This is a genomic window from Acetobacter sp. P1H12_c, from assembly GCF_018811975.1.
Taxonomy (GTDB): Bacteria; Pseudomonadota; Alphaproteobacteria; order Acetobacterales; family Acetobacteraceae; genus Acetobacter; species Acetobacter persici.
Genome location: NZ_JACRVR010000035.1, coordinates 24,978 through 31,857 on the forward strand (window position 1 = coordinate 24,978; position 6,880 = coordinate 31,857).

General features: G+C 54.1%; 4 protein-coding genes and 3 pseudogenes. 2 read left to right on the forward strand and 5 right to left on the reverse strand.

Annotated elements, in window-relative coordinates:
* Positions 1-59: 59 nt before the first annotated feature.
* The gene (locus tag KP699_RS16695; protein WP_374196946.1) at positions 60-836 is read left to right on the forward strand and encodes a reverse transcriptase domain-containing protein; all 777 of its coding nucleotides are present in this window, start codon (positions 60-62) and stop codon (positions 834-836) included.
* Positions 718-1,796 (forward strand): IS3 family transposase gene (locus KP699_RS13665; RefSeq protein WP_374196947.1). Its coding sequence is split into 2 segments (ribosomal slippage): positions 718-901 and positions 901-1,796, totalling 1,080 coding nucleotides; the frame shifts between segments, so codons are not numbered across the junction. Before KP699_RS16695 ends, KP699_RS13665 begins: the two co-directional genes overlap by 119 nt.
* A gap of 38 nt (positions 1,797-1,834) precedes the next feature.
* On the opposite strand, the pseudogene KP699_RS13670 reads toward KP699_RS13665, so the two are convergent.
* The 5 genes and pseudogenes from KP699_RS13670 to KP699_RS13690 form a co-directional block, all read right to left on the reverse strand.
* Positions 1,835-2,350: pseudogene (locus tag KP699_RS13670) on the reverse strand (transposase); the annotation flags it as partial.
* 82 nt (positions 2,351-2,432) lie between these two features.
* Positions 2,433-2,756, reverse strand: a pseudogene (locus tag KP699_RS13675) (transposase); the annotation flags it as partial.
* 124 nt (positions 2,757-2,880) lie between these two features.
* Entirely contained in the window at positions 2,881-3,993 is a 1,113-nt protein-coding gene (locus KP699_RS13680) for a glycerophosphodiester phosphodiesterase (RefSeq protein ID WP_215763010.1), read from the reverse strand.
* 10 nt (positions 3,994-4,003) lie between these two features.
* Positions 4,004-6,448 (reverse strand): TonB-dependent receptor, encoded by a 2,445-nt coding sequence (locus KP699_RS13685; protein WP_215763011.1) that lies wholly within the window; start codon positions 6,446-6,448, stop codon positions 4,004-4,006.
* Between the two features lie 241 nt (positions 6,449-6,689).
* Positions 6,690-6,880: pseudogene (locus KP699_RS13690) on the reverse strand (IS110 family transposase); the annotation flags it as partial.

Here is a 6,880-nt window from a genome sequence, read left to right on the forward strand (position 1 = left end):
AGGGGAACAGTTGAGACCGCTTGAAGTGCAAACTAACTGACCTAATGAGGTGAAGACCTTTGATAATCAGGGAAATGCAACACAAGCTTGCAACATGGGCCGCAGGAGACCCGAACCGTCGGTTCGATCGCCTACTGCGGCTCATGGCCAGTCGGGAGTGGCTTGCCGAAGCCGCCCGGATCGTATTGGCGTCGAGTGGCGCCCATACGCCGGGTATAGACGGAATAGACAAGCAACGCATGCAGATCACGCTGGATCAACATCTGGCAAACCTGCGTGTGGACCTGCTGAACGGCACATACCGCCCGAAGCCGGTCAGGCGCATCTATATCCCGAAAGCGAATGGCAGGTTGCGCCCGCTGGGTATTCCGACGCTGACAGACCGCATCGTCCAGCGCGCCATGCTGATGGTTATGGACCCGATATGGGAGAGCGACTTCCATCGTCTCTCCTACGGGTTCAGACCGGAACGCAGCGTGCATCATGCTGTCCGGACCGTGAAATTGCAGCTTCAGGATGGCAGTGACACGAGGGGACGCTGGGTCATCGAAGGTGATCTTGCGAGCTACTTCGATACTGTCCATCACAGGCTGCTTCTTCGCAGTGGACTTGCAACGGTTTTGTGCCGGTCATCTGAGCGTTTTAAGCTCGTATCAGGAGACCGACGACACCATGAAACATACGGAAGATTTCAAGCGCGAGGCCGTGAGGCTTGCGTTGAGCAGTGGACTGTCACGCACGCGGGTTGCGACCGACCTGGGCATTGGCAAATCTACGCTGGCGAAATGGATAGTGGATTATCGTCCGGACGAGCCGGGATCGGGACAGCAGGCTGATCTGGCCCGCGAGAATGAACGTCTTCGCCTGGAGAACCGAATTCTGCGGGAGGAGAGGGAAATTCTAAAAAAAGCTACCCAGTTCTTCGCGAGCCAAAAGCCATGAGGTTCGCCTTCATCCACGGACATCGGCATGAATGGCCAATCGAGAGGCTGTGCCAAGTCCTGCGGGTCTCGGCACGGGGTTACCGGGCCTGGACATCCCGACCTTCCTGTCAGCGCCAGCGCACCGATCTGAAAGTACTGGCGCATATTCGTGAACATTATGCCCTGAGCAACGGCTCCTACGGACGGCCGCGCATGACCATGGAACTGAGGGAAGCCGGGCTTGATGTCGGGGAACGTCGCGTTGGTCGCCTCATGAAGGACAACGGGATCCGGCCCGTACGCACCCGTCGCAACAAGGTCACGACCGACAGCCATCACCATTCTGACATTGTGGCCAACCTTCTGGACGGTGACTTCCTTGCTGAAGGCCCTAACCGGAAATGGGCAGGCGATATCAGCTATATCTGGACTGCCGAGGGCTGGCTCTACCTGGCTGTCGTCATCGATCTGTTCAGTCGTCGTGTGATCGGGTGGGCTGCAAGCCGCCGGATGAAAAAGGATCTGGCCATCCGTGCCCTGGATATGGCGGTGCGGCTGCGTAACCCGGTGCCCAACTGCATTTTCCACTCTGATCGTGGCAGCCAATACTGTTCTCATGATTTCCGGAAAAAGCTGCTGGCCCATGGATTACTGGCTTCAATGTCTGGAAAGGGAAACTGTTTTGACAACGCCGCTGTCGAAACGTTTTTCAAAAGCTTGAAGGCGGAATGGCTCTGGAGGCAAAACTGGCCAACCCGTCGTCAGGCGACTGCTGCCATCTTCCAGTATATCAATGGTTTCTACAATCCACGTCGACGCCATTCATATCTGGGCGGCATCAGCCCTCTCGCTTTCGAAGCAAGAGTGGCATAACAAGATAAGCGACCGGCACAAAACCGTTGCAAGTCCAGCCAGTCTTCGGGGATACGCCCTGCCCGGAGATCCGTTTTCTCAGCGTTGGTATTGCGCTGCTTTGGAGCGGCCACAAGTGTGGCATCCAGGATCTGGCCCGACATCGGGAGATAACCGGCGTTGCGCAGGGTCGCGTCAAATCGGTCAAACAGTCTTTCAATGGCACACGCCTGTGTCAGACGCTCGCGAAACAGCCACACCGTTTTGGCATCAGGCACACGGTCCGACAGCCCCAATCCCAGAAAGCGCATGAAGGAGAGACGGTCGTTGATCAGGTATTCCGTCCGTTCATCAGACAAATTGTTCAACGTCTGGATCACCAGGATCTTGAACATCAGCACCGGATCAAATGGAGGACGACCCCCTTTACTTCCATCGGAATACGCCAGAGCCTTCTCCAGATCAGGGCGGAACACCTCAAAATCCACAGTCCGGGAAAAGGCTTCGAGCTGATCCCCCAGCCCGCTCAGACGCGCCAGCCGCTCTTCAACAGCAAAGAAACCGGCCTGCTTCATCTTCCACCATCCCCAATCAACGCCGAAGAAATGGAATCACACAAAATAGGTCAGAGCCAAGAGGTTTTTCGAACCCTCCACGTTCGCGAAACAGCCAGATTGTTTTGGCATCCGGCACACGCTCCGACAGCCCCAGTCCCAGAAAACGCATGAACGACAGGCGGTCGTTGATCAGATATTCCGTCCGCTCATCAGACAAATTGTTCAACATCTGGATTACCAGAATTTTGAACATCAGCACCGGATCGAATGGTGGTCGCCCGCCGTATCTCCCATCCGAATAGGCCAGAGCCTTCTCCAGATCAGGGCGGAACACCTCAAAATCCACAGTCCGGGAAAAGGCTTCGAGTTGATCACTAAGCCCGCTCAGCCGAGCAAGCCGCTCTTCAACGTCAAAAGAGACCAGACTGCTTCATGAGCCATTCCTTCAATTAGAACCGGAGGAATGGAAGCATACAGAAGAACTCAAAACCAGGGAGTTTTTCGAACCCTCCATCTGGTCTTAAAAGCACGACCGGCGGCGTATTCTGTCAGATCTGGTCAACCGCCATGCGGCCAATGGCTGGGTCATCCGTAAAGAACCCGTCCAGACCCATGTCCAGATACCGGCGGATTTCTGCAACAGACCCCGCCACATTGCGGGCCGTAGCCCCGTCCGCATTGCGTAACTGGCGCGGCAGAAAATAGTTTTCCGGGCGGCAGGTATAAGCATGCACCAGAAGGCCTGCCGCATGAGCATCATCCACCAGAGAAGACGGCGTAAGCCATGCCCCCTGTGCATCACGCGGGATCAGGTCTGTCAGAGATGGCCCGATGACATCTGCATAACGCCGCACGTCTTTTAGGCCTGCCGGGGTCATCAAGTCACCAAAGGTGGTTTTTTGTCCTTTGGCCGCGAGGTCCGGCGGGATATTCGTCCGTTCACCCATCAGCAGCATCAGCCGTGCTTGTGGGTTGATAGCGCGGACATCCGCACCAATGCGCTGGAGGTTCCCGGTCTCAAAAGACTGCACTTCCAGCGGTGCTGTGCGGGTGTAATCGTGCGCGGCAATAGTGCGCAGGAACAGAGCTTCCGGGTCAAACCCCAGCGCATGGAAATGCGTGGAATGTTTGATTTCAGGAATAAGCCCTAAAACCCGCCCCCGTGCGGCAGATTCCGCTGCCACAAAATCAATCATTTCCTCAAAGGTGGGAATGTCAAAATGCCCATCATAGCGCGTATTGTGTACGCGCAGGGTGGCTAGGCGTTCCTTGGCCCGCAGGGTTTTGAGTTCTGCAAGAGTAAAGTCAGTCGTAAACCAGCCGGTTACCGTTCTGCCATCAATGGTCGCGGTGCGCTTGCGGCTGGCAAATTCTGGCCGCTGGGCTACGTCCGTTGTCTCGGCAATGTTGGTTTCATGGCGGCAGACCATCACACCATCTTTGGTCAGCACCAAATCTGGCTCGACAAAATCTGCTCCATCAGCAATGGCTTTTGCGTAGGATGCCAGAGTATGTTCCGGCCGCTGGGCGGATGCCCCCCGGTGTGCAAACACCAGAGGGCGCGGGGCGATGGAGGGTGCCGCACCCGCCCGCCGCACACCGCCGCATAACACTGCGGCGCAGGAGGCAACCAGAACGGAACGGCGAGAAAAACGCTGCATCAGAACAACCTTAGAACGTGGTGCTCAGCGTCAGGAAATACATCCGTGGCGCAATGGGGAATGCCGTATACTGGCTGGAGGCGTTGTTGGTGTTCAGCGTAGACCAACCTTTTTCATTTGTCAGGTTGGTAATGTTCCCTTGCACACGTAGAGATCGGATGTGCGGAATACCAGTAAAGTCATACCCAGCATTCAGGCTGAAGAGCGCATAGGCACTGGCATGGAGATCATTGGTGAAGGTCGTGTAGCGTTTACCCACCACATCCCCAACAAACTGCGCGTCAAAATTGCCCCAGCGTGTGGAGGCCACGAATTTTTCCGTCCAGTTCGGCACACCGGCCACATTTTTGCCTGCGGTGTGTACCGCAGTCGTGCCGTTCATGTAGTTATCGTTGTAAATCGATTTGTTGTAGGACAGCGCGTTGTAGAACGAGAAGTGCGGCCCAAACTGCGCGGTGAAGGAGAAGTCCATCCCGTCTGTGGAGACAGAGCCCACGTTGGTCAGTGTCGTGGCACTACCCACAATGGAAGAGAGCGTCTGCGTTGTTGCAACAGCCAGCAGACGGTTTGAGAAATGCACGTGGTAATATTCAAGCTGGCCGCTAATGTTGGTCAGTGGGCCAGCATTCAGACGGCGGTTGGTGCGGAAGCCCGTTTCATACGTCCATGATGTTTCCGGCTTGCCGTGCTTGCGGAATTCATCAAACGCCTGCTGGCTGGTCACACCCCATGGGGTAGCGTTACCATAGCCTGCGGCTTCAAATGAGCGCATATTTTCCTGAATATTGGCAAACCACTGTTCATGTTTTGTAATATTCCACAGCGCACCAAACGCTGGCAGGAACGGCTTGGCGGTCGCAATGGTGCCACCGGGGACCGTAATAGCGGTTTTAGGAGAGAGAGAGCCCGGCAGGCCGGCTACAGGCAGCGTACCGTTGGTATAAACCAGTTCGGACTTAAACCCGGCATTCAGCGTAAAGTTTTTACTGACCTGCCATGTGTCCTGCAGATGCGTTGTCCAAGTGTTGGTATAAAAATTGTTGGTGTACTGGTCAATTAACGCGTTCTGTTGACGATCATATGGAGTTGTGGGGTTACTTGCGTCAAACGGATACCAGCGACGTGCCTGCGTGTTGTTGTTGCGCTCGTACCAGCCACCAAGCTCAATGGTGTGATGCCCAATATGATAATGCAGGTTGGTCATAATCCCGCCACGATTATCCCAATATTCCGTGGTGCGGGTCGCGATCCCAGAGCCACCGAAGACGTTGGAGAGCTGGGCAGAACTCTGGCTGGGGAAGTAGGAGGAAAACAGAGCAGGCAGGCCTGCTGCAGTAATAGGGCCAGCGACAACGCCTTCACCCAGATCATGATGGTAATAGATCTGTGTGTCCCATTTCAGATTTTTAGTGAAATCATGAGACCATTTGGCATACATCAAAAAGTCTTCACGCTGGGCTGCAGAATAATAATTCCGGTAGTTCAGGCCGGCATTTTTGTAAGCTGAAGAGTTGTTGTAGTAATTTATAGCTTCAGACAAGTTGGGATACATGAACGGGCGAACATAGAGGGAGCCGCCATTCGGCATGACAATGCCGTCTTCGTTCGGCTCAACCTTCTGCGCCCAGTCAAAAAACACGCTGACTTTGTTTTTCTCGTCTTCATGCACAAACTTGGCGTTGACTTGATTACCCCCCTGATGGCCAGCAAAATCCCACGCCCGCGCATCCTGACGGCCCCATGAGACATAAGCAGAGTTACCGTGGCCCAAATCCCCGGTATCAACCCGGGCAAAAGTGCGGAAGGTGGACCAGCTACCAAAGGTCTGATTGAGCTGACCTCCTGCATGGTGTAATGGGTCTTGCGTGGTGAACTGCAACGTGCCGCCCAGGTTACTGGTGGACGCAGTACCCAACGCACCCGCGCCTGTCGCCACGGAAGCCGAGCCGATATTTTCACTGATTGCAGCCCGCTGGGGGCTCAGGCCGTTAAAGTTGCCGTAATCCTGGGCACCCAGTGGTACGCCGTCCAGTGTGTAGCCAAGCTGGTTTTGTGCAAAACCATGAATGAACAGAGAGGAGTTTTGTTCGTTATTTCCCCATGGGTCAGCGTTGTTAAACACAACACCCGGCAGAATTTCCAACGCTTTGAGCGGGTTGATCCCCGGCAGAATGCGTTGCATTTCCGCATGGCCTACCGTCTGTTCAGATCGGCTGTGGCGGCCAGTTGCAATAATCTGTTCTGATTCCTTGGCATGTGCCGGGCCGGATGTTTTCACTGTCCGCCTCGTAGCGCCACGCGTTCCATTTGCAGGAATAATTTTGACAGAAGCTGGCTTTACTTCTCTATGGTTTTTAGAAACCGGCGCAGCATATCCGGTTGAAAAGGCCAGAGGGGAGCAGAAGAGCCACAGGGCGGCCCGACGAGACAGACGAGAGAAAGGGAAGATGCTCATGGAAATAAGACAATCCTAAAAAGTCGGTGGGTCCCACCCGGGTCTCTTAGGAGAAAGTTCTAGCCAGTAGCATGACAGTTTTGTTGCATTATTTATTAAACACTATTTTATAAATAGTAATTATTCACGTGGTTTACAAAGATTTTCGGAATTTATAGAATTATAAAAATATTAATGAAACGTAAATTAATTTACAAATTCTTAAATTGAATGCTGGTTACCCTCAAGCTAGCAACTGTGTTTAAGCGGCGGAGCTAATGCGCCATGGCAGGCCTGTTTTGAGGACGGCGTTGGCGATTGTGATGAGACGCCGTGCGATAGCGACGATCACCAGTTTATGTGGCTTACCCCGCTGTTTCATGCGTTTGGCGACAGCTTTCAGAACAGGATTATGGCAGGCAGCTGCCAATCCTGCTTGGAACAGGACGTGAC